Genomic DNA, 26113 nt, shown 5'->3' on the forward strand with positions numbered 1-26113 from the left:
GACAGCACGTTCACATCCGAGGGTGTCTCTACTCGGCCGTCACGACGGTGACTTCACCGATTCCGAGGGGCTCGACGGCCTTCTTGATCTGCGCCGCGTCGCCGACGAGCACGGTCACCAGCCGGTCCACCGGGAAGGCGCTGACGACGGCCGCGGTGGCCTCCACGGTGCCGGTCTCGGCGAGCCGGCGGTAGAGCGTGGCCTGGTAGTCGTCCGGCAGGTGCTGCTCCACTTGGTCGGCCAGGGTGCTCGCCACGGCGGCGGCCGTCTCGTACTTCAGCGGCGCCACCCCGACGAGGTTCTGTACGGCGACGTCCCGCTCGGCGTCGGTGAGCCCGCCCTCGGCGAGGGTGCGCAGCACCCTCCACAGGTCCTCGAGCGCGGGACCGGTGTTGGGGGTGTCGACGGAGCCGCTGATGGCGAGCATCGCCGCGCCGGTGCCGTCGGGGGTGGAGCGCAGCACCTGCCCGAAGGAGCGCACCCCGTAGGTGTAACCCTTCTCCTCCCGCAGAACGCGGTCCAGGCGGGAGGTGAGGGTGCCGCCGAGGCAGTAGGTGCCGAGGACCTGCGCGGGCCACACGCGGTCGTGCCGGTCGGGGCCGACGCGGCCGATCAGCAGCTGCGTCTGGACGGCGCCGGGGCGGTCCACGATGACGACCCGGCCGGTGTCGTCGGCGGTGACCGGGGGCACCGGCCGGGGTTCGGCGGCGGAGCCGGTCCAGGAGCCGAGGGTGTCGGCGAGGAGCGCGTCGAGGTCGGTGCCGGTCAGGTCGCCGACGACCACGGCGGTGGCCGTGGCGGGGCGCACATGGCGCTCGTAGAAGGCGCGTACGGCCGCGGAGTCGATGGCGGCGACGGTCTCCTCGGTGCCCTGGCGCGGGCGGGACATGCGCGAGGTCGCCGGGAAGAGCTGCCGGGACAGCTCCTTGGCGGCGCGCCGGGAGGGGTTGGCCAGCTCGTGCGGGATCTCGTCCAGCCGGTTGCGGACCAGCCGTTCGACCTCGCTGTCGGCGAACGCGGGCGCCCTGAGGGCGTCGGAGAGCAGCCCGAGCGCCTTGGGCAGGCGGGAGACCGGCACTTCGAGGGAGAGCCGGACGCCGGGGTGGTCGGCGTGCGCGTCGAGGGTGGCGCCGCAGCGCTCCAGCTCGGCGGCGAACTCCTCGGCGGAGTGCTTGTCGGTGCCCTCGGAGAAGGCCCGCGCCATGACCGTGGCGACGCCGTCCAGACCGGCCGGCTCGGCCTCCAGGGGCGCGTCCAGCAGGATCTCGACGGCGACGACCTGCTGGCCGGGGCGGTGGCAGCGCAGGACCGTCAGGCCGTTGTCGAGGGACCCGCGCGTGGGCGCCGGGAAGGCCCAGACCTTCGGCTCGCCCGCCTCGGGCCGGGGGTGGAACTCCATGGTGGCGAGCTCGGTCACTTGGCCGTCTCCTCGTTGTGGGCGCTTGCTTCCACGGTGGCCGCGGACTCCAGGTCCTCGGTGGGCTCCTCGACGGTCTCCGGGGGGACCGTCGGCTCGTAGACGAGCACCGCGCGGTTGTCGGGGCGCAGGCGGGCCTTGGCGACCTCCTGGACCTCCTCGGGGGTCACCTCCAGCACCCGCTGCACGGCGGTGAGGGCGAGCTGCGGGTCGCCGAACAGGACGGCGTAGCGGCACAGTTCGTCGGCGCGGCCCGCGACCGTGCCGAGCCGGTCCAGCCACTCGCGCTCCAACTGGGCCTGGGCGCGCTCCATCTCCTCCGCCGTGGGGCCCTCCGCCGCGAACCGGGCGAGCTCCTCGTCGATGGCCGCCTCGATGACCGGGACCTCGACGTCACCGGAGGTCTTCACGTCCAGCCAGCCCAGCGAGGGCGCTCCGGCCAGCCGCAGCAGGCCGAACCCGGCGGCGACGGCCGTGCGGTCACGGCGTACGAGACGGTTGTAGAGGCGGGAGGACTCGCCGCCGCCGAGCACCGTCAGGGCCAGGTCGACCGCGTCGCACGCGCGCGTGCCGTCCTCGGGGAGGCGGTAGGCAGCCATCAACGCCCGCGCGGGGACCTCCTCCTCGACGACCTCGCGCAGCTCCTTGCCGATGATCTCCGGCAGCGAGCCGTCGCGCGGGGCGGGCTTGCCGTCATGGGAGGCGATGGAGCCGAAGTACTTCTCCACCCAGGCGAGCGTCCGCTCGGGGTCGATGTCGCCGACGATCGACAGCACGGCGTTGTTGGGCGCGTAGTACGTACGGAAGAACGCGCGCGCGTCCTCCAGGGTCGCCGCGTCCAGGTCGGCCATCGAACCGATCGGCGTGTGGTGGTAGGGGTGGCCCTCGGGGTAGGCGAGAGCGGTCAGCTTCTCGAAGGCCGTGCCGTAGGGGACGTTGTCGTAGCGCTGGCGGCGCTCGTTCTTCACGACGTCGCGCTGGTTCTCCATCGACTCGTCGTCCAGGGCGGCGAGCAGCGAGCCCATGCGGTCGGCCTCCAGCCAGAGGGCGAGCTCCAGCTGGTGCGCGGGCATGGTCTCGAAGTAGTTGGTGCGCTCGAAGCTGGTGGTGCCGTTGAGCGAGCCGCCCGCGCCCTGCACGAGCTCGAAGTGACCGTTGCCCTCGACCTGGGCGGAGCCCTGGAACATCAAGTGCTCGAAAAGGTGAGCCAGGCCGGTGCGCCCCTTGACCTCGTGGCGCGAGCCGACGTCGTACCAGAGGCACACCGCCGCGACCGGGGTCAGGTGGTCCTCCGAGAGCACCACGCGCAGGCCGTTGGCCAGGCGGTGCTCGGTCGCTGTCAGGCCTCCGGAGCCTGCCTGGGTGGTGGCCGTGTGACCCATGGGCATGTACGTCCCTTCGATCGCGGACGCGGTCTCGAAACCGCGGTTTTCCTGCCGGTCCTGCCACTGTATGCAAGCGTGCGGGGCCGCGGCGAAGTTCCCGGGCCGCGTACGCCGAGGGCGGATGCCGACAGCGGATCGCGTAGCCTGCGGGCAGCCGTGAGCGGAGGCCCCTCTCCGCGCCGGGGCGGACGGGCGACGCCGGGTCCTGGTCCGGGTTGTCAGTGCCGCGGTCCACAATGGTCCGCGTCGGATCCAGTTCACGCGTCAGCATGAGCGCCCCGTAGGTGAGCACACAGAAAAAGGAGCCTTGGCAGCGATGGCCCGCCGCAGCACGAAGACCCCGCCGCCCGACGACTCGTACGAGGAGAAGATCCTCGACATCGACGTCGTCGACGAGATGCAGGGCTCCTTCCTCGAGTACGCGTACTCGGTCATCTACTCCCGTGCCCTGCCGGACGCCCGTGACGGCCTCAAGCCGGTGCACCGCCGGATCGTCTACCAGATGAACGAGATGGGCCTGCGCCCCGACCGCGGCTATGTGAAGTGCGCGCGCGTGGTCGGCGAGGTCATGGGTAAGTTGCACCCGCACGGCGACGCGTCGATCTACGACGCGCTGGTGCGCATGGCGCAGCCCTTCTCGATGCGGCTCCCCCTGGTCGACGGCCACGGCAACTTCGGCTCGCTGGGCAACGACGACCCGCCGGCCGCCATGCGGTACACCGAGTGCCGGCAGGCCGCCGCGACCAGCCTGATGACCGAGTCGATCGACGAGGACACGGTCGACTTCGCGCCCAACTACGACGGCCAGGAGCAGGAGCCGGTGGCGCTGCCCGCCGCGTTCCCGAACCTCCTGGTCAACGGCGCGTCGGGCATCGCGGTCGGCATGGCCACCAACATGCCCCCGCACAACCTCGCCGAGGTCATCGCGGCGGCCCGCCACCTGATCCGCCACCCGAACGCGGATCTGGACGCCCTGATGCGCCACGTCCCGGGCCCCGACCTGCCCACCGGCGGCCGGATCGTCGGCCTGACCGGCATCCGGGACGCCTACGAGACCGGCCGCGGCACCTTCAAGATCCGCGCGACGGTGGCCGTGGAGAACGTGACGGCGCGCCGCAAGGGCCTCGTCGTCACCGAGCTGCCCTTCACGGTCGGCCCCGAGAAGGTCATCGCCAAGATCAAGGACCTGGTCGGCTCGAAGAAGCTCCAGGGCATCGCCGACGTCAAGGACCTCACCGACCGCGCGCACGGCCTGCGCCTGGTCATCGAGATCAAGAACGGCTTCGTGCCGGAGGCGGTGCTGGAGCAGCTGTACAAGCTGACGCCGATGGAGGAGTCCTTCGGCATCAACAACGTCGCCCTGGTCGACGGCCAGCCCCTCACCCTGGGCCTCAAGGAGCTGCTGGAGGTCTACCTCGACCACCGTTTCGAGGTCGTGCGGCGCCGCAGCGAGTTCCGCCGCACCAAGCGGCGCGACCGGCTGCACCTGGTGGAGGGCCTGCTCACCGCGCTCGTCGACATCGACGAGGTCATCCGGCTGATCCGCTCCAGCGAGAACAGCGCCGAGGCCAAGCAGCGCCTGATGGAGCGCTTCTCGCTGTCGGAGATCCAGACGCAGTACATCCTGGACACCCCGCTGCGCCGGCTCACCAAGTACGACCGCATCGAACTGGAGGCGGAGAAGGACCGGCTCAACGAGGAGATCGCCGAGCTGACCCGGATCCTGGACTCGGACGCCGAGCTGCGCAAGCTGGTCTCCAACGAACTGGCTTCGGTGGCCAAGAAGTTCGGCACCGAGCGGCGTACGGTCCTGCTGGACTCGGCGGGCGCGGTGTCCGCCGCCGTACCGCTCCAGGTGGCCGACGACCCGTGCCGGGTTCTGCTGTCCTCCACGGGCCTTCTGGCCCGTACGGCGAACGGCGACCCGTTCGCGGAGGACGCCGACACCAAGCGCGCCAAGCACGACGTGATCGTCTCGGCGGTGCCGGCCACGGCCCGCGGTGAGGTGGGCGCGGTGACGTCCGCGGGCCGGCTGCTGCGGATCAGCGTCGTCGACCTGCCGACGCTGCCGGACACGGCGGCGCGTCCCACCCTCTCGGGCGGCGCTCCGCTGACGGAGTTCGTCTCCCTGGAGGGCGACGAGACGGTGGTCTGCCTGACCACGCTGGACGAGTCCTCCCCCGGCCTGGCGCTCGGCACCGAGCAGGGTGTCGTCAAGCGCGTGGTGCCCGACTATCCGTCCAACAAGGAGGAGTTGGAGGTCATCACCCTCAAGGAGGGCGACCGGATCGTCGGCGCGGTGGAACTGCGCACCGGCGAGGAGGACCTGGTCTTCATCACGGACGACGCGCAACTGCTGCGCTACCAGGCCGCGCAGGTGCGTCCGCAGGGCCGGCCGGCGGGCGGTGTGGCGGGCATCAAGCTGACCGAGGGCGCGAAGGTCATCTCCTTCACGGCGGTGGACCCGGCGGCCGACGCGGTCGTCTTCACCGTCGCGGGCTCGCGCGGCACGCTGGACGACTCGGTCCAGACGACGGCCAAGCTGACCCCGTTCGACCAGTACCCGCGCAAGGGACGCGCGACCGGCGGGGTCCGCTGCCAGCGGTTCCTGAAGGGCGAGGACTGTCTCTCGCTGGCCTGGGCGGGCCCCGCTCCGGCCCGGGCGGCGCAGAAGAACGGCACCCCGGCCGAGCTTCCGGAGATGGACCCGCGCCGCGACGGCTCGGGCGTGTCGCTGCCGAAGACGGTGGCGGTGGTGGCGGGCCCGGTCTAGGCCACGTCGCCGGGCTCGTCCTCGGTGCCCTGTACGTAGCGCAGGACGCCCCACATGCCGTGCTCGTCGGCGTGCGGGGCGTCGCTGCGGCACGCCTCGAGTTCCTTGCCGAGGGCGGGGGCGTCGATGCCGGAGCCGATGAGGACGAGCTGGGTGAGCCGCTCCTCGGCGGGCGCCCAGGGTTCGGGGTAGAACCGCAGGAAGCTCCCGACGGCGTGCACGGCGTACCGGTTCAGGGTGTCGTGGGGGCCGAAGTCGACGTACCCCTTGATCCGGTAGAGCCCCTCTGGGCGGCTGTCGAGGAAGCTCATGAGGGCGCGGGGGTCGAGGGGCTGCCGCGACACGAACGAGACGCTGTCGTAGCCGGCGTGCAGATGCCCGTCGTGGTCGCCGTGCTCGTGCAGGTCGTCGAAGGACAGCTGCCCGACGCGCTCCTCGCCGGGCCGGCAGTCGAAGAGGAACTCCGGGTCGATACGGCCGTGGACGGCGGGTACGACGGCGGCGCGCGGGGCGAGCTCCCGGACGCGCGGGACGAGCTGGTCCGGGTCCGCGACGCGGTCGAGCTTGTTGACGACGACGAGGTCGGCGAGGGCGAGATGGCGGTCGATCTCGGGGTGCCTGGCGCGGGTGGCGTCGAACTCGGCGGCGTCGACGACCTCGACGAGACCGCCGTAGACGATCCCCGGATGCTCGCTGGCGAGCACCATGCGGACCAGTTCCTGCGGCTCGGCGAGACCGCTGGCCTCGATGACGATGACGTCGAGGCCGGCGGAGGGGGCGGCGAGGCGTTCCAGGTAGCGGTCGAGCTCACTGGCGTCGACGGCGCAGCACAGGCAGCCGTTGCCGAGGGAGACGGTCGAGTCGCCGAGCGCGCCGGCCACGGCCATGGCGTCGATCTCGATGGCCCCGAAGTCGTTGACGAGCGCTCCGATCCGGCTGCCTTTGCTGCGGTGGAGGAGATGGTTGAGGAGCGTCGTCTTGCCGGAGCCGAGGAAACCGGCGAGAACGACGACGGGGATCTGCTGCGCAGTGCGGCTGCGGACCAACGAGCGACCTCTCTCACCCCTACGCGTGCACCGGCTCACGTTCCGGCGAGCGTACGAACAATGAATGCCGGTCCAGGATACGAGCCGCGAGAAACCGCGCGAAGTGAACGATTGTTAGCTGCGCCAGCGGGGCAGACGTTGGGCATGGCGCCGGACTGTGCGACCCTCGCTTCCCTCCGTGCGCCTCCTCTCCGCCTCCCCGCCGATCAGAGCCGCTCGGCACCCTGGGAGACGGCAAGCGCCGCCCACCGCTCGCCGGTCCCCTTCAGTCGACCCGCACCCCGACGACCGGCGGACGGCCGCCTAATTCGGGGGTTGACATGGCCACACAGAGTTCTGGCATTCGGAGGATCGGTTCTGCGGTGCGAGCGGGGTTCGTGGCCATGAGCCACTCCCTGGCCGCACCGAGCACGCGCCACCACAAGAAAGCAGCGCTCCGCGAACAGCATCGACTCCATCTGACCCTGCTCTGCAAGGCCATGGACGACCCTGCGCTCGCCGCGGTCCTCGACACCTACGAGACCGATGTCCCCCTGGACAAGCAGCGCCAGTTCCTCTTCGCCAACGCGCTCTACATCAACGCCCTGCACTTCCACCGGATCGGCGCCCTGAGCCGGGCCGAACTCCACGGACATCTGCGGGTCATGTGCCGCAACGAGGTGTTCCAGGAGTACTGGGAGGCGACGCGGCACCACCGCAAGAGCCTTCCGGCCGTCTCGGAGGAGTTCGAGCTGGGCCGGATGATGGACGAACTCATCCAGGAACTCGCCGACTCCGACACCGAACAGTGGTGGGTCGTCGGCCGGCCACCCTCCGACGACGCGCCTTGATTCCGGCGTGCGGAGGGGTCAGGAGCCGCTCCCGAAATTCACTCCCCCGCCTGTTCGTAACTGCCGCCGCACGCACGGCAAAGTCGATATCTTGTCGCTGGCCCTCTCCGGGCGCTCCGACGAACACCCCTTGCGCTCGGAGAATTTCGTCGACTCCGGCGCACCCTTGTCCGGAGGCCGCCCTGCCTGGAGGACTCATTTTCCCTCCCAAGAAGGCGGTATCTCTCCGTGAAGATCGTGCGACGTGTCGGGGCTTCCCCTCGTGAGCGCGGCAGCGCCACCGGCCAGACCTGCCCCGACATCTTCGAGCTCAGCAACGGCGACTTCGCCGTCATTGGGCGCGAAGCGACCGCGGAGCTCGACCCCGAGCTTCCGTCCGACGCCGCACGGGCCGACTACGAGCGGATCGTGGTCATCTCACGCGAGACACTGCTGCGCGCCAGACCTGACATTCCCGATGCCTGATCCGCCCCGCGCAGCCCGGTACGCCTCCCTGCCGGGCTTCGCGCGTCAGGCCGCCCGCCGGGGTACCGCCACCGGCGCCCCCGGCCCCACGTACCGCGCCGCCGGGCGGATGATCTTGGGGTCCTCCGCCTGTTCCAGGATGTTGGCGCTCCAGCCCACCACGCGGGCCGCCGCGAAGGTGGGGGTGAACATCTCGCGGGGCAGACCGCAGAGTTCCATGACCACGCCCGCGTAGAACTCGACGTTGGTGTGGAGTTCGCGGCCGGGTTTCAGTTCGGCGAGGATCGCCTCGACCCGGCGTTCCACCTCCACGGCGAAATCCACGCGCGGACCGCCGAAGCGCTGGGCGATCTCGCGGAGCATGCGGGAGCGGGGGTCCTCCGTGCGGTAGACGGCGTGGCCGAAGCCCATGATGCGGTCGCCGGCGAGGACGCGTCCGCGGATCCAGGGGTCGATGCGCTCGGGCGTTCCGATCGCGTCCAGGGTGTCCAGCGCCCGGCTGGGCGCGCCCCCGTGCAGAGGACCGGACAGCGCCCCGACCGCCCCCATCAGACAGGCCGCCACATCCGCTCCGGTAGAGGCGATGACCCGCGCCGTGAACGTTGATGCATTGAATCCGTGGTCAATGGTTGAGATCAAGTATTGCTCGACGGCCCTCGCCCGCACCGGATCCGGCTCCGAACCCGTCAGCATGTACAGGTAGTTCGCCGCGTACGACAGATCCTCCCGCGGCTCGACCGGCTCCAGCCCTTCACCCAGCCGGTACAGCGCCGTCAGCAGCGTCGGTACGGCGGCCGCCGCGGTGAGCACGTCCCGGCGGCGCTCGTCCGCGTCGAGGTCGTACACCGGCCGGAAGCCCCGCACCGCACCGAGCAGCGACAGCGCGGTGCGCATCCCGGCCAGCGGGCCGGAGCCGCCCGCGCCTCCGCTCGCCCCGGCGACGGCAGGCAGGACCGCGCGGACCTCGTCCGGCAGCGACCGCAGCGCCGCGGTCTCGGCGGCGAAGGCCGCGGCACGCTCGGCGTCCGGCAGCTCGCCGTGGACCAGCAGATGCCAGACGTCCTCGAAGGCGCGGGTCTGCGCGAGTTCGACGGCCGAGTACTGGCGGTAGTGATAGAAGCCCTCCAGCCCTCGGACGTCACCGATGGCGGTGTCGGTGACGACGACGCCGGCGAGTCCTCGCGGCGCCTCGACGAGAGCAGGGGCCGACCTGTTGACGGACATGATTTCCTCCCTGGACTTGATTTGACTGTCCATGCTTGACTCAATCCCTGTCAATATTGATCGGGTCAATACGTGTGTCAATACATCGTCCAGCGGATACGGTGACCCCCATGCGCGATCAAGAGCCCGGCTCCCCCCACCCGACCCGGCGGCTGACCACCAAGGAAGCCGCCGAACTGCTCGGCGTGAAGCCCGAGACCGTGTACGCGTACGTCAGCCGCGGCCAGCTCAGCAGCCGGCGGGTGCCCAGCGGCCGGGGCAGCACCTTCGACGCGCAGGAGGTCGAGGCGCTCGCACGGCGCAACCGGCGTGAGAGCAGTGGGACTTCGGGATCGGGCGGTGAGCTGGCGGTGCGCACCCGCATCACGTTCATCGACACGGACCGGTACTACTTCCGGGGCGTCGACGCGGCCGAACTCGCCGTCCGCCACTCCTACGAGGAGGTCGCCGAGTGGCTGTGGACCGGCCAACTGCGCCCCGGCATCGCCTTCGCCGCCCCCGAGGCCACGGTCGCCGCCGCCCGCCGCGCGGTGGACGCCCTGCCCGAACACGCCGGGCCCACCGACCGGTTGAGGGTCGCGGCCATCGCCGCCGCGACAGTGGACCCGCTGCGCTTCGACCTGTCCGAGAACGCCGTCCTGGGCACCGCGCGCAGCCTCATCCCCACCCTCGTCGCCGCCCTGCCGCCGGTGCGCCGCGACCACCGCGACGCGGGCCCGCTGGCGCACCGGCTGTGGGCCCGGCTCAGCGGCCACGAGGCGGACGAGGCCTCGCTGCGCACCCTGGACACGGCACTGGCCCTGCTGGTCGACCACGACCTCGCCGCCTCGACGCTCGCGGTACGCGTCGCAGCGTCCGCCCGCGCCCACGCCTACGCGGCCGTCTCGGCGGGCCTGGGCGTCCTCGAAGGCCCCCTGCACGGCGCCGCCAGCGGGCTTGCCCACCGGATGCTGCTGGACGTCCTCGACCGCGGCGACGCGGCCCCGGTGATCGCCGAGGAGCTGCGGGCCGGCCGCCGCGTCCCCGGGCTCGGCCACCGGCTGTACCCGGGCGAAGACCCCCGCGCGCGTGTGCTGTTCGGGCTGCTGGAGGAGATCCCGCGGGCCGAACCCGCGCTCGCGGCGGCCCGCGACATCGTCGCCACGACCGCCCGCCACACGCCGCTGCACGCCAATGTCGACCTGGCGCTGGCCGTGCTCACCGCCTCCAGCGGTATGCCCGCCACCGCGGGCGAGACGATCTTCGCCGTGGCCCGAACGGCGGGCTGGATCGCCCACGCCCTGGAGGAGTACGGCGAGCGCCCGCTGCGGATGCGCCCCAGCGGTCACTACGTGGGCCCGAGGCCCCCGCAACCATTGCCGGAGTAGGACGCAGCCATTGCCGGAGCAGGACACGAGCGGTTCGGTGAGCGACACCGGATCAACTCAGGTTAGGCTCACCTTTGTGAGTACTTGCTCAAGTGACTCCCGGGACCTCGGCGAGCCCATCGCGGGCACCGCGGCCACCGCGAGGACCTGGCTGCTGCTGGAACAGCCCGGCCCGTGGGGTGCCAAGGCGCTCACCTCCAGCCATCTGGACCCCGCACTGGGCCGCGCACTGGAGGCTGCCGCCAAGCACACCGGGGTGCGTGTGGCGCTCATCCGCCGCCCCGGGCGGCACGCCGACGGCGGCACACCCGTCGAGCGGCAGGTGTACGCCGCCCACACCACCCCGGGTCATGCCTGGCTGCACGGCGCGGCGGTCCGCGATCCGCGCCGGCTGCTCGACCTCGACTTCGCCGCGCTCGGCAGGGGCGACGCCCGCTCCTTCGACTCGGCGCTGGGGGCGGGGCCGTACACGGGCGACCCGCTCGCGCTGGTGTGCACCAACGGCAAGCGGGACCGGTGCTGCGCCCTCCTGGGCCGCCCCCTCGCCGCCGAGCTGGCCGCCTCCGGCGTCGGTGGCGTCTGGGAGGTCACCCATCTGGGTGGACATCGCTTCTCGCCGACGCTGCTGGTCCTGCCGTACGGCTACGCCTACGGCCGGGCCGAGGCGCACTCCGTGCAGGAGATCCTCCGCGAGGTGCGGGAGGGCCGGGTCGTCGTCGAGGGATGCCGCGGGAGCTCCGCCTGGGAGCGGCCGGGGCAGGCGGCCGAGCTGGCCGTGCGCAGGGCCCTTGGCGAGTACGCGGTGAACGTGCTGAGCGTCGTCCGTACGGAGGGTGCCGCGCCACGCTGGACGGTGACCGTCGCGCACACCGACGGACGCCTCTGGCATGTGGTCGTCACCCAGGGAGCCGCGCTGCCGCCCCGCGCGGAGAGCTGCGGAACCTCGGTGCTGGGCTCGCCCGCGCAGATGGACGTGGTCGCGGTGCGGGAGCTGGCGGCCGCGACGGCACTGGCGGGCTGACCTGCCTGGTCGACCGTGGCCGGCCTCCCTCGTGGACCGGCCCCGTCCACCATTGATCAAGAGGCCCCGCGTCTGATCAAGAGGCCCCGCGTCCACCATTGATCAAGAGATCCGGGCCACACCCCCTTCGGTGCTCCCGACGCGTCCACGTACCGTCTGGGGTATGAGCCCCACTGCCCCCGCGCGCCGCCTGCGCCTCGGCCTGCCGCGGCGGATGTTCTCGCAGGTGCTGCTGATGCAGGTGGCCATCGCGGCGGGTGTCGCGGTGCTCGCGACCGGCCTGTTCCTCGCCCCGCTCGGCAACCAGCTCGACGACCAGGCGATGCGCCGGGCCCTCGCCATCGCCCAGACCACCGCCGTCCAGCCGCGGATCGCCGAGGACGTCGTGAACACGCCTCCGACGGCCGGCGGCCCCGTCCAGGAGGCGGCGGAGCGGATCCGGAGGGCCACCCGGGCCGAGTACGTCGTGGTGATGGACTGGCGTGGGGTGCGCTGGTCGCACCCCACGCCCGGCGAGATCGGCAGGACGGTGTCCACCGATCCCGGGCAGGCCCTCGCCGGTCACGAAGTCATGCAGATCGACGACGGCACCCTCGGCCGCACCGCCCGCGGCAAGGTGCCGCTGCGCGACAGCGACGGGGACATCGTGGGCGCGGTCTCGGTCGGGATCGCGTACGACAGTGTCCGCGCCCGGCTGATCCACGCGATACCGGAGCTGCTGGCGTATGCGGGCGGTGCGCTGGCGGTCGGCGCGCTGGCCGCGTGGCTGATCTCTCGGCGGGTCCAGCGGCAGACGCGTGACCTGGCCTTCTCCGACATCGCGGCGCTGCTCGCGGAGCGCGAGGCGATGCTGCACGGCATCCGGGAGGGCGTCGTCGCCCTGGACCGCGCGGGGCGGGTGCGGCTGCTGAACGACGAGGCGCGCCGGCTGCTCGGCGTCGGCGAGGAGGCCGTCGGCCGCTCCCTGGACGAGGCGCTGGGGGAAGGCCGTACGACCGATGTGCTGGCCGGGCGGGTCACGGGCACCGATCTGCTCACCGTGCGCGGCCGGCGCGTCCTGGTCGCCAACCGGATGCCCACCGACGACGGCGGCGCGGTCGCCACCCTGCGCGACCGCACGGAGCTGGAGCAGCTCGGGCGGGAGCTGGACTCCACGCGCGGCCTGATCGACGCCCTGCGCGCCCAGGACCATGAGCACGCCAACCGGATGCACACGCTTCTCGGGCTGCTGGAGCTGGAGATGTACGACGACGCCATGGAGTTCGTCGGCGAGGTGGTGGGTGACCACAGGGTGACCGCGGAACAGATCACGGAGAAGATCCAGGACCCGCTGCTGGCGGCGCTGCTGGTGGGCAAGGCGACCGTGGCGGCGGAGCGCGGGGTCGCGCTGCTGGTGTCGGAGCGGACGCGGCTCCCGGACCGCTTGATCGACCCCCGGGGCATCGTCACGATCGTCGGGAACCTGGTGGACAACGCCCTGGACGCGGTCGCCGGGACGGCGCACGCGCGCGTGGAGGTCGAGTTGCGCACCGAGGGGCGCGCGGCCGTCCTGCGGGTGCGGGACACGGGGCCGGGGATCCCGGCCGCACAGCGCGAGTTGATCTTCACGGAGGGCTGGTCCACGAAGGAGGCACCGGCCCATCGCGAGCGCGGGATCGGTCTCTCCCTGGTGCGCAGGCTCGCCGAACGGCAGGGCGGCGCCGCCACCGTGGACCAGGCGCACGGGGGCGGCGCGGAGTTCACCGTCGTCCTGCCCGAGGCGCTCACCGAGCCGGACGCCGAACCGGCCCTCACCGGGCCCCTGGCACACCGCACCGCCGAGAGGGAGTCGCGATGATCGAGGTCCTGGTCGTGGACGACGACACACGGGTCGCGCGGGTCAATGCCGCCTACGTGGAGAAGGTGCCGGGCTTCCACGTGGCCGGCGAGGCGCACAGCGCTGCCGAGGCGCTGCGGCGGGTCGAGGAGCTGCCCCGGGTGGACCTGGTCCTGATGGACCACTACCTGCCCGACGAAACGGGTCTGTCGGTCGTCCGGGAGATGCGGCGGCGCGGCCACCGGGCCGACGTGATCATGGTGACGGCGGCCCGGGACGTCTCCACCGTCCAGGAGGCGATGCGGCACGGCGCGCTCCAGTACCTGGTCAAGCCGTTCGCCTTCGCGGGCCTGCGCACCAAGCTGGAGGCGTACGCGGAGCTGCGCCGCACCCTCGACGGAGGCGGCGAGGCCGAACAGGCCGAGGTGGACCGGATCTTCGGCGCGCTCTCCACGCCGTCGGAGCCGGCGCTGCCCAAGGGCCACTCCCCCACGACCGCCGACGTCGTCCGCCGCTGCCTGATCGGCGCCGAAGGCCCTCTGTCCGCCCAGGAGATCGCGGAGCGCACCGGCATCAGCCGCCAGACCGCCCAGCGGTATCTGAAGCTCCTGGAGCGCACGGGCCGGGCACGGCTCACCCTCAAGTACGGGGACGCGGGCCGCCCGGAACACCGTTACGTGTGGGCGACCCGCGCCTGAGGGCACGGCCGGCGGTGGGGGCGGGGAAGCGGCCGTACCCCCTGTCCATACGGATCCGGCACGCCGTTGTCTCCGGCGGCGCCGTTACGGCTAGGCCGCCCCCGCCCCGGTGAGCGACCGCACCTCGGTCTCCGCGTGCTTGGCCTCGTCCGGGACCTCCCCGGAGGTGGCGGTGCCGAGCCAGCCGGCGAGGAAGCCGAGCGGGATCGAGACGATGCCGGGGTTCTGCAGCGGGAACACCTGGAAGTCGACGCCGGGGAACAGGGAGTCGGGGCTGCCGGACACCACGGGGGACAGCAGCACGAGCGCGACGGCCGGGATCAGGCCGCCGTACACCGACCAGACGGCACCGCGGGTGGTGAAGCCGCGCCAGAACAGGGAGTAGAGCAGCACGGGCAGGTTGGCGGACGCGGCGACGGCGAAGGCGAGGCCCACCAGGAAGGCGACGTTGAGGTCGCGGGCGAGCAGGCCGAGGGCGATGGCGACGACGCCGATGCCGACCGCGGCGACCCGGGCGACGGCGACCTCGCTGCGCGGTGCGGCGCGCCGGCGCCGCAGTGACGCGTACAGGTCGTGGGCCACGGACGCGGAGGAGGCGAGGGTGATCCCGGCGACCACGGCGAGGATGGTGGCGAAGGCGACGGCGGCGACGATCGCGAACAGAACCGTTCCACCGGCGGATTCCGGCCCGCCGCCCAGATCGAGGGCGAGCAGCGGTACGGCCGTGTTGCCCGCGGCGTTCGAGCGGCGCACCACGTCGGTGCCGACGATCGCGGCGGCGCCGAAGCCGAGGACGATCGTCATCAGGTAGAAGCTGCCGATGAGTCCGATCGACCAGACCACCGAGCGCCGGGCCGCGCGGGCGGTGGGCACGGTGTAGAAGCGGGACAGGATGTGCGGCAGCCCAGCGGTGCCGAGCACCAGGGCGATGCCGAGGCTGATGAAGTCGAAGCGGGCGGTCCAGTCGGCACCGTACTTGAGCCCGGGCGCGAGGAACGATGCGCCGTGGCCGCTGCGTTCGGCCGCGGTGAGCAGCAGTGCGTCGAAGTCGCCGTGGAAGCGCACCAGGACGAGCACGGTCAGGGTGATGGTGCCGCCGAGCAGCAGGACCGCTTTGACGATCTGGATCCAGGTGGTGGCTCGCATCCCTCCCAACGACACATAGATGACCATGAGCGCGCCGACGCCGATGACGGTCCAGGTCCGCGCCGCCTCGCTCTGGCCGCCGAGCAGCAGCGCGACCAGGCTGCCCGCACCCACCATCTGCGCCACCAGATACAGAACGGACACGGTGACCGAGGAAGTTCCCGCCGCGATCCTGACGGGCCGCTCGCGCATCCGCGCGGCGACGACGTCGGCCAGGGTGAACCGGCCGCAGTTGCGGACCAGTTCGGCGACCAGGAACAGCACGACCAGCCAGGCGACGAGGAAGCCCACCGAGTAGAGCAGTCCGTCGTAGCCGTAGAGCGCGATGAGTCCGGAGATGCCGAGGAAGGAGGCGGCCGACATGTAGTCGCCCGCGATGGCAAAACCATTCTCCATCGGCGAGAAGAGCCGGCCGCCGGCGTAGAACTCCTCGGCCGAACCGTGGCGGTGGCGGCTCACCCAGGTCGTGATCGCGAGGGTGACCGCGACGAACGCGCTGAACAGCAGCAGCGCCAGGGTCTGATGATCGCCCGTCACGAGTGGCCGCCCTTCGCGGCCCGGGTCAGCTCCTGGGTGTCCCAGCGCAGGTCCAGCGCGGGCCGGTCGCGGCGCAGGCGCGCGTGCCGGGCGTAGGCCCAGGTGAGCAGGAAGGTGGAGAGGAACTGCCCGAGGCCGGCGAGCATCGCCACGTTCACCGCGCCGGCCACGGGCCGGGCCATCAGCCCCGGTGCGGTGGTGGCGGTCACGACGTAGCCGATGTACCAGGCCAGGAAGCCGATGACGGCCGGCACCACGAACCTCCGGTACCGGCTGCGCACCTCCTGGAAGGCGGCGCTGCGCTGCACCTCCAGGTAGATGTCGGCCGCGGCCCTCGCGCCCTCCTCGCGGGGCTCGGGGACGGCGTCGGCACCGGCGTCCGCCTCACCCCAGCCGGAGGCCAGCGCGTCGTACCAGGGGTCGTCGTAGGGCACGCGCGCGTGGGAGCGACCGTTGCTTGACTGCATGCCCAAGGATGGACAGAACGGGAAGATCCCCGACTCTTGTTCCCCTCGCCTTTCACCCCATCAGGTGATTTGTCCCGGAGGAAGCCGTGAAACGGGGTGGGAACGGCCTGTGCCGTGCCCACCCCGTCTCTCGCCGGGCGCGGCGCCTACGCGTCGATGCGCGAGCGGTCCAGGGTCGCCGCGGAGGAGGAGATGAACTCCTTGCGCGGTGCCACGTCGTTGCCCATCAGCAGGTCGAAGACCTGCTCGGCCGCCTCCAGGTCGGAGAGGTTGATGCGGCGCAGGGTGCGGTGGCGCGGGTCCATCGTGGTCTCGGCCAGCTGGTCGGCGTCCATCTCGCCGAGGCCCTTGTAGCGCTGGATCGAGTCCTTGTAGCGGATGCCCTTGGTCTGGAACTCCATGAGCTTGTCGCGCAGTTCCCGGTCCGAGTACGTGTAGACGTACTTGTCCTGCCCCTTCTTGGGCTGGACGAGCTCGATCCGGTGCAGCGGCGGTACGGCCGCGAAGACGCGTCCCGCCTCGACCATGGGCCGCATGTAGCGCTGGAACAGCGTCAGCAGCAGACAGCGGATGTGCGAGCCGTCCACATCGGCGTCGGTCATCATGACGATCTTGCCGTAGCGGGCCGCGTCGATGTCGAAGGTGCGGCCCGAGCCCGCTCCTATGACCTGGATGATCGCGCCGCACTCGGTGTTCTTCAGCATGTCGGTCACGGACGACTTCTGGACGTTGAGGATCTTGCCGCGGATCGGCAGCAGCGCCTGGAACTCGGAGTTCCGGGCGAGCTTGGCGGTGCCGAGCGCGGAGTCTCCCTCGACGATGAACAGCTCGCTGCGCTCGACGTCGTCGCTGCGGCAGTCGGCGAGCTTGGCGGGCAGCGAGGACGACTCCAGGGCCGTCTTCCTGCGCTGGGCGTCCTTGTGCTGACGGGCAGCGATGCGCGTACGGGCGGCTGCGACCGCCTTCTCCATGACCACCCGGGCCTGGGCGGCCGCGTCCCGCTTGGTGGACGTCAGGAACGCCTTGAGCTCCTTGGTGATCACGGCGTTCACGATGCGGCGGGCCGCCGAGGTGCCGAGGACCTCCTTGGTCTGGCCTTCGAACTGGGGTTCGGCCAGACGCACGGTGACGACGGCGGTGAGGCCCTCCAGGGCGTCGTCCTTGACGATGTCGTCCTCGGCCACGCGCAGCAGCTTCTTGGCCCGCAGCACCTCGTTGAGCGTGCTGGTGACGGCCGTCTCGAAGCCCGCGACATGGGTGCCGCCCTTGGGGGTGGCGATGATGTTCACGAACGAGCGCAGGGTGGTGTCGTACCCGGTGCCCCAGCGCATGGCGACGTCGACGTCGAGCTCGCGGGTGACCTGGGTAGGCGTCATCTGCCCGTGCTCGTCCAGGACCGGGACGGTCTCCCTGAAGGTGCCCTGGCCGGAGAAGCGGAGGACGTCGTTGACCGGCTTGTCGGCGGCGAGGTACTCGCAGAACTCGCTGATGCCGCCATCGAAGCGGAAGGACTCCTCGCCCTTGCTGCCGTCCTGGCCGAGACCGACTTCGTCGCGCACGACGATGGTCAGGCCCGGCACCAGGAAGGCCGTCTGGCGGGCCCGCTGGTGCAGGTGCTCCAGGGAGAGCTTGGCGTCCTTGATGAAGATCTGGCGGTCCGCCCAGTAGCGCACGCGCGTGCCGGTGCGGTTCCTGGGGATCTTCTTGGTCTTGCGCAGTCCGCTCTTGGCCTCGAACTTGGCGTCGGCCCCGTCGGAGGCGAAGGCTCCCGGGACACCGCGCCGGAAGCTGATGGCGTGGGTGTGGCCGCTGCGGTCCACCTCGACGTCGAGCCGGGCGGACAGGGCGTTCACCACGGAGGCGCCGACGCCGTGCAGGCCGCCGGAGGCCGCGTAGGAGCCGCCGCCGAACTTGCCGCCCGCGTGCAGCTTGGTCATGACGACCTCGACACCGGAGAGGCCCGTCTTGGGCTCGACGTCGACGGGGATGCCCCGGCCGTTGTCGCGGACCTCTACCGAGCCGTCGTCATGGAGGACGACCTCGATGTGGTCGCAGTAGCCCCCGAGGGCCTCGTCGACGGAGTTGTCGATGATCTCCCAGAGGCAGTGCATCAGGCCGCGGCTGTCGGTCGAGCCGATGTACATGCCCGGGCGTTTGCGCACGGCCTCGAGTCCCTCGAGGACGAGGAGGTGCCGCGCGGTGTAGTTGGAACCGTCCCGGTCTGCTCCTGCCAGCAGCGCTGTGGACGGCACGGACGTCTCGGCGGTCACGCGGTTCGCTCCTCGCTGAATTTCAGGTGGTGCCCTTTGGGGTAAGGGCGCGGCTTCGGTTGCCGCTCAGAGCGTACAGAGGCCTGGTAGAGCCGATGTAACGCCACCCTCGTCTCTGGGCAGAGTAGTGCAGGGTCGCATAGGTGTTCGATCCCTCGATGGAGTGAAGTACATATCACGTTCCCTTCGGGGCATGAACCATTTAGGCTCCGGGCACGTCCTCATGAACAAAGCGGCAATCCAGCCGGGAGGACCGACCACTACCGACAGCGCGAACCCGTACGACACACAGACACGCAATACGGCACATTCGCCGCCAACCGGCAACAGCCGGCCGCCTGGAAAGTTTTTTCAAGCAAAAGCCCCGAGCGGGAACGTTTTCGGGCTGGTTGGATGTTGACCCTGGTACGACAGCTCGTCGAGCTAGAGAAGAGGCGACGTGACTACTGTTCTGACCCCCGCGAGCCCGTTGACGGCCGCCGACCGCTGCGACCGCTGCGGCGCTCAGGCATACGTGCGTGTCGTCCTGCTGAGCGGCGGAGAACTGCTCTTCTGCGCCCACCACGGCCGCAAGTTCGAGCCGGGACTCAAGAAGATCGCCGCTGAGATACAGGACGAGACGGAGCGACTGACGGCCGCTCCAGCCACCGCCTCCGAAGAAGAGCGCTGACAACTCGCGTCCACGACGAGCCAGCTCCAGGCATTAGGCCGGCGTACGGGCGGCTGCCCCTGATCCTTCAGGGGCAGCCGCCCGTACGCGTTGCCGTGCCGCTCAGGCCCCCTCAGAGGCCCGTAGCGGCCCCGTCAGCCCGGCCGGTGCCGAGGTCCCAGCCCAGCGTCTTCAGGGCGTGGGACACCCGTGTGTACACCCCGGGGCTGCCGGCGCGGCCGCAGCCGCCGCCCCAGGACACCAGCCCGACCAGCCGCCCCCCGGCCACCAGCGGCCCTCCACTGTCCCCCTGGCAGGCGTCCGGACCGCCGTGCACCTCACCGGCGCACAGCATGCTGTCGGCGCTGTAGGAGCCGCCCGCGCCGCCCGGGTACGCCTGCCGGCACAGGGTGTCGGACAGCACCTGCAGACGTGCCGCCCGCAGGCCCGACGGGTAGTTGCCGCTGCCGGTCGCGTCACCCCAGCCGTAGACCATGGCCCGCGTGCCCGCCACGTACGCCGGATCCCCGGTCGGCGCCATCGCGATCACCGACCCCTTCGGCAGGGACTCGGCGAGCGTGAGCACGGCGAAGTCCCCGACATTGGTGGCGCCGTCGTACCCCGGATTCACCCAGGCCTCGCGGACCTTGATCTCCTGGCCCTCCTTCGTGCGCAGGTCCGTGCGGCCCGCGATGACGCTGAAGTCGGCCACCTGCCCCGGCGGCCCCCCGAGGACGTCCTCGTCCAGGCAGTGCGCCGCGGTGAGCACGGTGGACGGGCCGACGGCCACGCCGCCGCAGAACTGGCCCGAGCGCGTACCCCCGAACCGGTCACGGCTGGAGAGGGCCACCGTCCAGGGACTGTCGGAGGCCTCGACCGGAAAACCTCCGACGACGACGTTGTCGGCGGCCGCCGGAGCGGCGGACGCGAGCGGTATGACGGCCGCGGCGGCGGCCAGGACCAGCGGCCCGGCCAGCGCCCGGACAAGGGGGCGACGCATGCGTACTCCTCACTCAGGGCTGTTGCTGAGAAACCCAGCGTGATCCACCCCACAGCGCCTCGCACCCGCGCGGGCACGCGAAAGACCCGGCTCCCGCTCGGGGAACCGGGCCTTGTACGCCGTAGGACCGCGGCCTAGTCGAGGTAGTCGCGCAGCACCTGGGAGCGCGACGGGTGGCGCAGCTTCGACATGGTCTTCGACTCGATCTGGCGGATGCGCTCACGCGTCACGCCGTACACCTTGCCGATCTCGTCGAGGGTCTTCGGCTGACCGTCGGTGAGACCGAAGCGCATCGAGACGACGCCCGCCTCGCGCTCGGACAGGGTGTCGAGGACGGAGTGCAGCTGCTCCTGGAGGAGCGTGAAGCTGACCGCGTCGGCCGGGACGACGGCCTCGGAGTCCTCGATGAGGTCGCCGAACTCGCTGTCGCCGTCCTCGCCCAGCGGGGTGTGCAGGGAGATCGGTTCGCGACCGTACTTCTGGACCTCGATGACCTTCTCGGGGGTCATGTCGAGTTCCTTGGCCAGCTCCTCCGGGGTGGGCTCGCGGCCCAGGTCCTGGAGCATCTGGCGCTGCACGCGCGCGAGCTTGTTGATGACCTCGACCATGTGCACCGGGATACGGATGGTGCGGGCCTGGTCGGCCATGGCGCGGGTGATCGCCTGACGGATCCACCAGGTGGCGTACGTGGAGAACTTGTAGCCCTTGGTGTAGTCGAACTTCTCGACCGCGCGGATCAGACCGAGGTTGCCCTCCTGGATGAGGTCCAGGAAGAGCATGCCGCGGCCGGTGTAGCGCTTGGCCAGGGAGACCACCAGACGGAGGTTGGCCTCCAGGAGGTGGTTCTTGGCGCGGCGGCCGTCCTCGGCGATGATCTCCAGCTCGCGCTTGAGCTTGGGGGCGAGCTTGTCGGCGTTGGCCAGCTTGTCCTCGGCGAACAGACCGGCCTCGATACGCTTGGCGAGCTCGACCTCCTGCTCGGCGTTGAGCAGCGGGACCTTGCCGATCTGCTTGAGGTAGTCCTTGACCGGGTCGGCGGTGGCACCGGCGGCGGCGACCTGCTGGGCGGGCGCGTCGTCCTCGTCCTCGTCGGAGAGCACGAAGCCGGCGCTCTCGGTGCCCTCGGGCTCCTCGCCGGGCTTGACCTCCTCGAGGACCTCTTCCTCGACGAGCTCGGCGTCGTCCTTCTTGGCGGTGGTCTTCTTGGCCGCCATCTTCTTGGCGACGGTCTTCTTCGCGGCCGTCTTCTTGGCGGGCGTCGCCTTCTTGGCAGCGGCCTTCTTCGCGGGCGCCTCGTCCTCGACGGCTGCCTCGGCGGCGGGGGCCTCAGGCGTGGCGGTGGCGGTGGCCTTCTTCGCGGTCACCGTCTTCGCCGCGACCGTCTTGGTGGCGGTGCGCTTGGCCGGACTCTTCGCTGCGACGCTCTTTCGGGTGCGCTTGGGCTCCGCGGCACTGACCATCAGCGTCACACCCTCTTCCTCGAGGATCTGGTTGAGGCTGCGCAGTACGTTCTTCCACTGAGTGGCCGGAATCTGGTCAGCTTCGAAGGCCCGACGCACGTCATCGCCGGCGATCTGCCCCTCAGCCTTTCCCCGCTCGATGAGCGCCATGACAGAGACGGACTCGGCGATCTCCGGCGGGAGCGTACGGGATGTGCTGGCCGACACGAACAACCTCTCGGAACGTTGGAAAACGGCTTCCGGCCCCGTCCATGACGGACAGGAGCCGACCACCGGCCTGGGGATGGACCGACGGTGCGGGCGGGGGCCGGGAAGATGCACAGCGCCTTGTATGGCGTCCGTATTCCCTCCGCGGCTGTCACCTCTTAGGTCATCGCGCTGCTCCCACGAGCGTTACGCCCAATCTGCGTGGCCCGAGTCACACCCCGTAAGCGCTCAAAACTGTCAGATGCGGGCAAATGAGGTCAGTCTCCCGGTCCCATCCGCCGTACGCCACCGCGCCCTCGCCCCGCCGCACCGTCGGACCCCGCCGGATCCGGGTGATCCTGCGGGGTCCGACGGCAGGCGGTCCGCCGGCCGGGCGATGCCACAGGAGGGGGGAGGCATCGCCGGCCGCGCCGCCCGTGGGGCGCGCTCAGTGCTCGCGCGGGGCGGGCACCACGCGCTCCACCTCGGGGTGAACCATCAGAAGCTGCCGCATCGCCGTCTCCGCGCCCGTGCCGTCGCCCGCGGCCAGGGCGTCGGCGATCCGGGCGTGGTGCGCCAGCGAGGCGTCGTTCGGCCGGTCACACCCCGCGACCGGACCGCCGGAGACCTGGAGCGCGGCCGACACGATCCCGGACAGGTGTTCCAGCATGCGGTTGCCGGCGACCTGAATGAGCAGCGAGTGGAACTCGGCGTCGGCCCGGGAGAAGGTCAGGGCGTCACCCTGCGCCATGGCGTGGCCCATGATCTCGACCATGTCACCCAGCCGCTGCTGGACGTCCTCACGGCCGTGACCGGCGGCCAGCCGCGCGGCCAGCGGCTCGATCGTCCAGCGCAGCTCGGTCAGCTCACGTCGTTGATCGTCGCGCTGCGGTCCGAAGGCCCGCCACTCGATGATGTCCGGGTCGAGGAGGTTCCAGTCGCTGACGGGACGCACGCGCGTGCCGACGTTCGGCCGGGCGCTGACCAGGCCCTTGGCCTCCAGGACGCGGAGCGACTCACGGACGACGGTGCGGGAGACCTCGAACCGCTGGCCGATCTCCTCGGGCACCAGCGGGCGGTCGGCGCCCAGGTCACCGGAAACGATCATCTGGCCGAGCTGCTGGACGAGTTGGCCGTGCAGTCCGCGTCCGCGGCCCGCGGAGCGCCGGCCCACGCGGCCCAGCTCCTGGTCCGCGCCCTCCCAGGAGGGGACTGCGACGCGGCCGGCGACAGGGGCCTCGGCGTAGGGGTAGCGGTCGAGTTCGCCCGGGCCGGCGAGACCGGAGTCGGCGGAGCGGGCGGCGGTCATCATGGTGTGCGCAAGGGTACTCACGGATCCTTTGTCGGCGCCCTCTTCAACTCCCTTGAGGTCTTTGGTGAAAAGCACACGAAAGGGTGATCGCTCACCCCGTCGCAATTGACGCCTTATCGGAAAGAAATGGGCTTTCCCCGGGGAGTTGTGCGCACAGGGGGTGCTGAAAGCGGGCGGACGGTCGTCATCGGACCTTGCTGCGCAGGGTCGTGAGCAGATACGCGCACAACAGTGCGGTCAGCGACAACATCAGCGCACCGCCCACGGGTTGGGCGACCACCCGTACCGCGGCCGCCAGATACCGCTCTCCCCCGAAGGGCCACTGCATCAGCAGCACTTCCCTGAGCCGCAAGGGAAATCCGGCCGCCGATCGCACCGCGGGCCCCTCCAGCACCTTGTGCACCAGCGGTACGACAACCATGGGTACCGCCACCACGGCGGCGAGCCCGGCACTGGTGGACCGGAACACCCCCGCGGCCAGCACACCGGCCCACGCGCACCCCACCACCAGTCCGATCCAACTCACCCCCAGCGACAGCCAGTCCGCGGGAACCTCCGCCACCTCCCGTCCGTATACGAGGTACAGCACTTCGGCATCGCACCCCACCGTCAGACAAGCCAGCGACAGCGCGGTGACCCCGGAGACGAGGAGCTTGGCGGCCAGCAGCCCCAGCCGGCGGGGCACGGTGCCCCGGTCCACCGCCAGCGCGGGATGGCGGAACTCGTCCCCGAAGGCCAGCGCGCCCAGCAACCCGGCCCCGAGCGCCGCGGGCGGCAACGGCAGCTCCCGCGGCCAGGCAGCCAGCAGCCGGGCCTGCGGGGTGTGCCCGATGCGCGCGAGCACCAGCGCGGTGAGGGCCGACACGACGAGGACGGCGGCAGCGGTGAGGAACCCGGTACCGACGCCCGCGGCGCGGCGGATCTCGTAGCGGAGGGGGCGCAGGGGGGAGGGGGCGGGGCGGACGGAGATGGGGGGTGGGAGGGAGGGGAGGGGGGAGGGGGCCCCCGGACCGTTCTCGGTGGGGCCGGTGTCCCGCTCCTCGCCGGATCCCTGCGCGGCCTCCGTCTCCCCCACGGCGTCGGCCGCTTCCTCCCTCGCCGCCGCTCCGGGCCCCATGTCCCCTACCTCGTCGGCGAGTTGATGCACGAGGACGTCGTGCCGGAAGGCCAGTTCGCCGATGTCGGCACAGGTACTGCCGTACACCGAGAGGCGGTTGCCGCCCTCGCGGACGACTTCCACCGAGCGTTGTGCCGTGCGGGCGTCCTTGGCGATGAGGGCCGCGAGGCGGGCGGCGTGGGGGGTGCGGACGGCGACACGGGGGCGGAGGCGGGTGCGGGCGAAGTCGGCGGCGTCCTGGTCGGCGACGAGCCGGCCCTGGTCCAGGGTGATGACGCGGTCGGCCGTGCGTGCGGCTTCCTTGGGGTCGGCGGTGGTGAGCAGGACCGTGCCGCCCTGAGTGGCGTGGGCTCGCAGGAGGCCGTGGAGCCAGCGGCTCTCACGGGCGGACAGTCCATCGGCGGGGTCGTCGAGGACGAGGGTGTGGGGGTCGGCGAGCAGGGCGCAGGCCAGGCCGAGGCGGCGGTCCATACCGCGGGACAGGGTGCCGAGCCGTTCGTCGCGCAGGCTGACCAGGCCGACGACTTCGAGGACTTCGTCGGCGCGGCGGACGGGGACGCCGGCTGCGGCGCACAGCATGCGCAGGTGGCCGCGGACCGTGCGGGCGGGATGGCCCGGCACATCCCCGAGGAGTACGCCCACCTCGCGGGAGGGGTGGGCGATGCGGTGCAGGGGGCGGCCTCTGAAGTAGGTGAGCCCGCGGCCCTGTTGGAGTTCGAGCATGAGTCTGAGCGCGGTCGTCTTGCCCGCGCCGGGGGCGCCGAGCAGCGCCGTGACACGGCCCGCGTGTGCCTCGAAGGAGACGTCGTCGACGGCGGGCGGAAGCTCCTTGCGGGGGTCGCTGGTCAGTCCGAAGGCCTGGATCACCCGATGCAAGATAGCGCGCTATGTCCGGTTTTTCGGGCACCGCAAGGCCCGTTGCCCGGGCGGCAGTCGGTGTGCTCGGATCCTTGTTCGTGGTTCGTGGTTCGTGTGCGGATCCGGGCCGCTGGAGCCCCGGGGCTCGTCTCAGACTTCGGGGCGCAGCATCGGGGGGTTGAGGAGGGTGGCGCCGCCGGCTCGGAAGAGCTGCGCCGGGCGTCCCCCTTGGCGGGTGGTGGTGCCTCCGGTGGGGACGAGGAAGCCCGGGGTGCCGGTCACCTTGCGGTGGAAGTTGCGCGGGTCGAGGGCCACGCCCCAGACGGCCTCGTAGACGCGGCGCAGCTCGCCGACGGTGAACTCGGTGGGGCAGAACGCGGTGGCCAGCGAGGAGTACTCGATCTTGGAGCGGGCGCGCTCGACGCCGTCGGCCAGGATCTGGGCATGGTCGAAGGCGAGCGGGGCGACGGGTTCGTCCTCGCGGCCGTAGCCGTCCTGCTGGAGCATTTCCTCGACCGGGGCCCAGCGGGCGTTGCTGGCGTCTCCGCCCGCGCGGGGGGCGGGCAGGTCGGGGGCGAGGGCGAGGTGGGCGACGCTGACGACGCGCATGCGCGGGTCGCGCTTGGGGTCGCCGTAGGTGGCGAGCTGTTCCAGGTGGGCGCCGTTGTCCGGGACGGGTACGGCGGCGTCGTGGGCGCGCATGCCCGTTTCCTCGGCCAGTTCGCGTGCCGCCGCCTGGGCCAGGTCCTCGTCGGCCCGGACGAATCCGCCGGGGAGGGCCCAGCGGCCCTGGAACGGCGGCTCGCCCCTGCGGACCGCCAGCGCGCACAGGGCATGGCGGCGCACGGTCAGCACGACCAGGTCCACGGTGACGGCGAAGGGCGGAAAGGCTGACGGGTCGTAGGGCATGCGGCGATCATAGTCGTCTTCCTGACGATAAACACTCCCTTCGCCGGCCGCAGGGGCGGCTGATCGGGTTCGGTCGGTGATCGGTCTTTCGGGTGTCGCTCGGCGGTCGCTTCCCTGATCGGGTTCGATCAGTGACCCGGGTCGCGGGTGTCGTTCGCTG

General features: G+C 71.4%; 20 protein-coding genes. 8 read left to right on the forward strand and 12 right to left on the reverse strand.

Features of this window, described 5'->3' with window-relative positions; all coding sequences use genetic code 11:
• Window positions 1-28: 28 nt before the first annotated feature.
• Together ACWD11_RS18890 and ACWD11_RS18895 are read right to left on the reverse strand one after the other, a co-directional pair.
• Window positions 29-1417 (reverse strand): M16 family metallopeptidase, encoded by a 1389-nt coding sequence (locus ACWD11_RS18890; RefSeq protein WP_389420048.1) that lies wholly within the window; start codon window positions 1415-1417, stop codon window positions 29-31.
• Window positions 1414-2805 (reverse strand): M16 family metallopeptidase, encoded by a 1392-nt coding sequence (locus ACWD11_RS18895; RefSeq protein WP_451284180.1) that lies wholly within the window; start codon window positions 2803-2805, stop codon window positions 1414-1416. The genes ACWD11_RS18890 and ACWD11_RS18895 overlap by 4 nt, the downstream gene beginning before the upstream one ends.
• 313 nt (window positions 2806-3118) lie before the next feature.
• On the opposite strand from ACWD11_RS18895, the gene ACWD11_RS18900 reads away from it, so the two are divergent.
• Entirely contained in the window at window positions 3119-5575 is a 2457-nt protein-coding gene (locus ACWD11_RS18900; RefSeq protein ID WP_389420050.1) for a DNA gyrase/topoisomerase IV subunit A, read from the forward strand.
• Here ACWD11_RS18900 and ACWD11_RS18905 read toward each other — a convergent pair.
• Complete coding sequence (locus ACWD11_RS18905) at window positions 5572-6621, reverse strand: CobW family GTP-binding protein (protein WP_451284183.1); 1050 nt, start codon at window positions 6619-6621, stop codon at window positions 5572-5574. The genes ACWD11_RS18900 and ACWD11_RS18905 overlap by 4 nt on opposite strands.
• A gap of 383 nt (window positions 6622-7004) precedes the next feature.
• On the opposite strand from ACWD11_RS18905, the gene ACWD11_RS18910 reads away from it, so the two are divergent.
• Window positions 7005-7451, forward strand: a complete 447-nt coding sequence (locus ACWD11_RS18910; RefSeq protein WP_389420052.1) for a DUF6082 family protein — start codon at window positions 7005-7007, stop codon at window positions 7449-7451.
• A gap of 228 nt (window positions 7452-7679) precedes the next feature.
• Complete coding sequence (locus tag ACWD11_RS18915; protein ID WP_389420053.1) at window positions 7680-7916, forward strand: hypothetical protein; 237 nt, start codon at window positions 7680-7682, stop codon at window positions 7914-7916.
• A 45-nt stretch (window positions 7917-7961) separates the two neighbouring features.
• Here the strand turns inward: ACWD11_RS18915 and ACWD11_RS18920 are convergent, their stop codons facing one another.
• Window positions 7962-9140: a citrate synthase/methylcitrate synthase gene (locus ACWD11_RS18920; RefSeq protein WP_451284185.1), complete on the reverse strand. Its 1179-nt coding sequence runs from the start codon at window positions 9138-9140 to the stop codon at window positions 7962-7964.
• Window positions 9141-9250: 110 nt separating this feature from the next.
• Between ACWD11_RS18920 and ACWD11_RS18925 the strand changes: the two genes are divergently transcribed.
• From ACWD11_RS18925 to ACWD11_RS18940, 4 genes are all read left to right on the forward strand, one after another.
• Complete coding sequence (locus ACWD11_RS18925) at window positions 9251-10507, forward strand: citrate synthase (RefSeq protein ID WP_451284187.1); 1257 nt, start codon at window positions 9251-9253, stop codon at window positions 10505-10507.
• A gap of 76 nt (window positions 10508-10583) precedes the next feature.
• Window positions 10584-11528 (forward strand): sucrase ferredoxin, encoded by a 945-nt coding sequence (locus ACWD11_RS18930; RefSeq protein WP_451284189.1) that lies wholly within the window; start codon window positions 10584-10586, stop codon window positions 11526-11528.
• A 163-nt stretch (window positions 11529-11691) separates the two neighbouring features.
• Window positions 11692-13365 carry an ATP-binding protein gene (locus ACWD11_RS18935; protein ID WP_389420057.1) on the forward strand — a complete coding sequence of 558 codons (1674 nt, stop codon included), beginning with the start codon at window positions 11692-11694 and terminating at the stop codon, window positions 13363-13365.
• Entirely contained in the window at window positions 13362-14042 is a 681-nt protein-coding gene (locus tag ACWD11_RS18940) for a response regulator (protein WP_451284191.1), read from the forward strand. Before ACWD11_RS18935 ends, ACWD11_RS18940 begins: the two co-directional genes overlap by 4 nt.
• Before the next feature lie 90 nt (window positions 14043-14132).
• On the opposite strand, the gene ACWD11_RS18945 is transcribed toward ACWD11_RS18940, so the two are convergent.
• The 3 genes from ACWD11_RS18945 to ACWD11_RS18955 form a co-directional block, all read right to left on the reverse strand.
• The gene (locus ACWD11_RS18945) at window positions 14133-15725 is read right to left on the reverse strand and encodes a solute symporter family protein (RefSeq protein WP_389420059.1); all 1593 of its coding nucleotides are present in this window, start codon (window positions 15723-15725) and stop codon (window positions 14133-14135) included.
• Window positions 15722-16192, reverse strand: a complete 471-nt coding sequence (locus tag ACWD11_RS18950; protein WP_389420060.1) for a DUF485 domain-containing protein — start codon at window positions 16190-16192, stop codon at window positions 15722-15724. The genes ACWD11_RS18945 and ACWD11_RS18950 overlap by 4 nt, the downstream gene beginning before the upstream one ends.
• Window positions 16193-16338: 146 nt before the next feature.
• The gene (locus ACWD11_RS18955; RefSeq protein ID WP_389420061.1) at window positions 16339-18462 is read right to left on the reverse strand and encodes a DNA gyrase/topoisomerase IV subunit B; all 2124 of its coding nucleotides are present in this window, start codon (window positions 18460-18462) and stop codon (window positions 16339-16341) included.
• A 439-nt stretch (window positions 18463-18901) separates the two neighbouring features.
• On the opposite strand from ACWD11_RS18955, the gene ACWD11_RS18960 reads away from it, so the two are divergent.
• Window positions 18902-19132, forward strand: a complete 231-nt coding sequence (locus ACWD11_RS18960; RefSeq protein ID WP_250071150.1) for a DUF7455 domain-containing protein — start codon at window positions 18902-18904, stop codon at window positions 19130-19132.
• Between the two features lie 112 nt (window positions 19133-19244).
• On the opposite strand, the gene ACWD11_RS18965 is transcribed toward ACWD11_RS18960, so the two are convergent.
• The 5 genes from ACWD11_RS18965 to ACWD11_RS18985 all read right to left on the reverse strand — a co-directional run bounded on the left by ACWD11_RS18965 (window position 19245) and on the right by ACWD11_RS18985 (window position 25953).
• Window positions 19245-20111 carry a serine protease gene (locus tag ACWD11_RS18965; RefSeq protein WP_451284194.1) on the reverse strand — a complete coding sequence of 289 codons (867 nt, stop codon included), beginning with the start codon at window positions 20109-20111 and terminating at the stop codon, window positions 19245-19247.
• 134 nt (window positions 20112-20245) lie between these two features.
• A complete protein-coding gene (locus tag ACWD11_RS18970) occupies window positions 20246-21778 on the reverse strand; it encodes an RNA polymerase sigma factor (RefSeq protein ID WP_451284196.1) in 1533 nt (510 codons plus the stop codon).
• A 427-nt stretch (window positions 21779-22205) separates the two neighbouring features.
• Window positions 22206-23090, reverse strand: a complete 885-nt coding sequence (locus ACWD11_RS18975; protein WP_389420064.1) for a FadR/GntR family transcriptional regulator — start codon at window positions 23088-23090, stop codon at window positions 22206-22208.
• A gap of 163 nt (window positions 23091-23253) precedes the next feature.
• Entirely contained in the window at window positions 23254-25053 is a 1800-nt protein-coding gene (locus ACWD11_RS18980; protein WP_451284198.1) for an ABC transporter ATP-binding protein, read from the reverse strand.
• 141 nt (window positions 25054-25194) lie between these two features.
• Window positions 25195-25953 carry an NUDIX hydrolase gene (locus ACWD11_RS18985; RefSeq protein WP_451284200.1) on the reverse strand — a complete coding sequence of 253 codons (759 nt, stop codon included), beginning with the start codon at window positions 25951-25953 and terminating at the stop codon, window positions 25195-25197.
• Window positions 25954-26113 lie beyond the last annotated feature (160 nt).

The sequence above is a fragment of the Streptomyces sp. NPDC002776 genome (assembly GCF_053592195.1).

Coding starts and splice junctions, on each gene's coding strand:
- ACWD11_RS18895 (WP_451284180.1), bottom strand. CDS start 2,805: ATGCCCATGGGTCACACGGCCACCACCCAGGCAGGCTCCGGAGGCCTG.
- ACWD11_RS18900 (WP_389420050.1), top strand. CDS start 3,119: ATGGCCCGCCGCAGCACGAAGACCCCGCCGCCCGACGACTCGTACGAG.
- ACWD11_RS18910 (WP_389420052.1), top strand. CDS start 7,005: ATGAGCCACTCCCTGGCCGCACCGAGCACGCGCCACCACAAGAAAGCA.
- ACWD11_RS18920 (WP_451284185.1), bottom strand. CDS start 9,140: ATGTCCGTCAACAGGTCGGCCCCTGCTCTCGTCGAGGCGCCGCGAGGA.
- ACWD11_RS18925 (WP_451284187.1), top strand. CDS start 9,251: ATGCGCGATCAAGAGCCCGGCTCCCCCCACCCGACCCGGCGGCTGACC.
- ACWD11_RS18935 (WP_389420057.1), top strand. CDS start 11,692: ATGAGCCCCACTGCCCCCGCGCGCCGCCTGCGCCTCGGCCTGCCGCGG.
- ACWD11_RS18940 (WP_451284191.1), top strand. CDS start 13,362: ATGATCGAGGTCCTGGTCGTGGACGACGACACACGGGTCGCGCGGGTC.
- ACWD11_RS18950 (WP_389420060.1), bottom strand. CDS start 16,192: ATGCAGTCAAGCAACGGTCGCTCCCACGCGCGCGTGCCCTACGACGAC.
- ACWD11_RS18965 (WP_451284194.1), bottom strand. CDS start 20,111: ATGCGTCGCCCCCTTGTCCGGGCGCTGGCCGGGCCGCTGGTCCTGGCC.
- ACWD11_RS18985 (WP_451284200.1), bottom strand. CDS start 25,953: ATGCCCTACGACCCGTCAGCCTTTCCGCCCTTCGCCGTCACCGTGGAC.